The organism is Nocardia sp. alder85J (assembly GCF_020176955.2).
Lineage (GTDB): Bacteria > Actinomycetota > Actinomycetes > Mycobacteriales > Mycobacteriaceae > Nocardia.
Genome location: NZ_JAIUCZ020000004.1, coordinates 544,835 through 547,840 on the forward strand (window position 1 = coordinate 544,835; position 3,006 = coordinate 547,840).

General features: G+C 69.3%; 2 protein-coding genes. Both read right to left on the reverse strand.

The features are described from left to right. Positions 1–52 precede the first annotated feature (52 nt). A complete protein-coding gene (locus tag LBW94_RS18515) occupies positions 53–1,699 on the reverse strand; it encodes a sulfatase-like hydrolase/transferase (protein ID WP_225057154.1) in 1,647 nt (548 codons plus the stop codon). Between the two features lie 141 nt (positions 1,700–1,840). After that, entirely contained in the window at positions 1,841–2,344 is a 504-nt protein-coding gene (locus LBW94_RS18520) for a nucleotidyltransferase family protein (protein WP_225057153.1), read from the reverse strand. Positions 2,345–3,006 lie beyond the last annotated feature (662 nt).

The window sequence follows — 3,006 nt, forward strand, 5'->3', positions numbered from 1 at the left end:
GTTGTGCGGGAACGGGTGCCGGGTCGTGCCGGTAGGGCACGACCCGGCACGGTCAGCGTGGGCCGCCGGAACCCAGTGCGTGCGCGACGGTTTCGCCGATCGCCAGCAGCTTCGCGGTCTGGTCATGGTAGTCGGCGAGGCCCTCCTCACGCGCGGGCGCCAGATAGGGCGGCAGCGGCGCCTGGAGTTCGTCGCGCAGCGCGTGGTCGAGCAGTCCGGACATGCTGCTGCGCAAGGCGCTGTCGGCATTCGCGCGGTTCTGCAACTCCAGATCGCGGTCGTCGCCGGTGTAGTCGTACAGCTCGTATTCCGCGGGCTCGCCCGGATCGGCGTCGGTGGTGCCGTCCCGCCAATGGGTGTAGGAGGCGTATTTCGCCGCGGCGGTGCGCACGGCCGCGACGTGCCCGGGTGCGTCGCGATCGAACAGCAGGGCCGCCTCCTCGAGGGTGATCTCGTCGGTGGCGTGCACCGCGAACGGCCGGCCCGCCGCGCCGGGGTCGCGGCAGATCGCGGTCAGATCGCAACGGGCGCTGAGATGTTCGTGGCCCGGGTCGGCGCGCCAGGCGTTACCGCCGGTGGCGATGGTCAGCAGCAGCGGCGCGATGTCGACACTCGAGGTGAGCTGGGCGCGGGTGGCCGCCCGGCCGCCCGGGGTGAGATCGCCGCGCGGATCGGCGATGTACAGCGGCACCCGGATCGCCTCTTCGTAGGCCGCGCCACCCTTGCCGTGCAGGCCGTGCGAACCGGCGTAGTCACCGTGGTCGGCGGTGAACACGACCACGGTGCTCGCCGCCACCTCCGGGCGCGCCTCCAGCGCGTCGAGCACCCGGCCGATCTGGATGTCGACCTGCTGTTGCAGCCACAGGTACAGGTTCCGCATGTCGATCCAGCGAGCCGCGGCGTCGGGGGTGTGGTATTCGGCGACCCCGAAAGTCGCTGCGGACGCCTGGATCAGGGCTGTTTGCAGCCGTGGCTTCGCGGCGAGTTGTTCGGGGGTCTCGTAATTGCCCGGCAGGTCGGTCAGCCAGCGCGGAATCGCGGTCTGGGACTGGAGGTTCCGGGTGAAGCGCGGCCACCACTGGATGTCGTGCGGATTGACCAGCGAGACGGTACTGCACCACGGCCCGCGCCCGGCCTCGCCGTCGAGCCAGCCGATGAACTGGTCGGCGATGTGCGGATCGGAGTTCAGGCCCTGATTCGGCGCCCCGTTCGGCGACGGGTAGGTGCCGCCGGCGAAGCCGTACGGCTCCAGTCCGCCGGGTGTGGAATCCGAGTGCGGGCCCAGATGCCATTTGCCCCACCAGGTCGTCTCGTATCCGACCTGCCGCAGCATCGACCCCCAGGTGGGGAACTGCGGCGACAGCGTGGACTGGGAGGTGATCAGGCAGCCGGTCTGATGCGAGTACAGCCCGGTGACCAGCGCGCCGCGCGCGGGGGTGCAGTCGTCGGCGGCGGTGTAGTGCCCCTCGAACGATACCGCGCGCCGCCGGATCCGGGCCAGGTTGGGCAGGATCGCGTCGAGGGCGTCCGGTGCGGGGAACCACATCGGGGCGCGCATCTCGTCGACGATGATCACCAGGATGTTGGGCCGCGCCGGATCGGTGTCGGCGCGGGCCGGGGCGGCGGCGCCGGCGGTGGCAGTGGCGGCCGCGCCGAACGCGGCGCCACCGGCCAGGAATCCTCGTCTACTGAGCGGCATCGCGGTACCCGTTTCTCCTCTGTCGGTGCGCTTCCGGCCTCGCTGCCGGATGTTCCGACTTCAGGGTGCGGGCCGGGGCCGCCGATGGCGAGCCGGTCCGGGTGTTCCTCACCGGATTCTCACGGACGGCCGCCGGGCCGATCACCGCTCGCGATCGCGGTAGCCGGCCGGGACCTCGAATCCGAAGCGCTCGCCCAGCGCCCGGACGTCGTGGACGTCCTCGGCCGCGGGCGGGTAGGCGGTCTTGAACTGGAACATCCGCTCCGGGCTGATGCAGGGGACCGGCTCGCCGTCGATGGTGCCCATGCCGGACAGCGAATCACCGGGATACGCAATGCCGTACACGTGGTTGCCGTCGTCGTCGAACTCGAACACGTGCACATCGACCGAGCCGCCGTCGGCGGCGCGGGTCAGCACGAAGTTCCACTCGGTGGTGGTGTCGTCACCGGTGAGCGTGTAGCCGTGTTCGGCCAGGCATTCCAGCAGGGTGCCGACATCCGCACGGCCGACCGCGATGTCGAGATCGCCGTGCTCCCTGGTCTGCCGGCCGACGAGCGCGTCCACACACCAGCCGCCGTCGATCCAGATCTCGACCCCGACCGCGCGCAGTGCGCGCCGGACCTCCAGTACCTGTGCCGCGTCCATGCCGCCTCCCGTCGCCCGGCATCCGGCCGGGATCATCACCGTGTCGTCGTCGCCTCGCACTGTAGAGCGTGGACCGGAGCTTCGCGGCGGTGGGCGCGGAGCCGGGTGCCGGGTAATTGCCATGGAAACCGACCGCCGTGTCGTTTCGTATTCAGGAGATATGTGTGAATTGCGGGTGGGGACCGCGTACTGGTTGGTATCGAACTCGAATTGCCTGTCCATAGCCGGTCTCGGTCGGCGGGACCCGGCACATGGTCGGGCGCGTGGGCGTGGATCCGGTTACGGACGAAAATTATTGGGCATCCCGATCAACTTGTGCTGTAGCATGATCAGGGGCGCGGGCTGCAAGGCCACCGGAAATGCTGTCGGTCTACAACAGTTCTGCTGATGACAATCGTGCGATCGACAGGGGGCACATATGCCGGTGTTCAGGGGGCCGAAGTTGTTGTCGATCTGAATCCGTCAACCAGCTGAGCTCACGCCGCACGCGTACCGCGACGCCTGCGCCGGGGCCGTCGTCGATCACGCAATATCCAGATCAGGGCCACGTCGCTGTCGGGGCCTGTCGTATCGCCGTGCCCGGAATAAAGGCCGGGAACGACGCGACCGGTCGCGCACGGGTTGGAGTCGCCGAACACCGGTGATACTTGAGGGAGTTTGCC

What these genes read in the sequence shown, in the direction of transcription:
- LBW94_RS18515 (WP_225057154.1), bottom strand. Translation starts at nt 1,699, where the DNA reads ATGCCGCTCAGTAGACGAGGATTCCTGGCCGGTGGCGCCGCGTTCGGC.
- LBW94_RS18520 (WP_225057153.1), bottom strand. Translation starts at nt 2,344, where the DNA reads ATGGACGCGGCACAGGTACTGGAGGTCCGGCGCGCACTGCGCGCGGTC.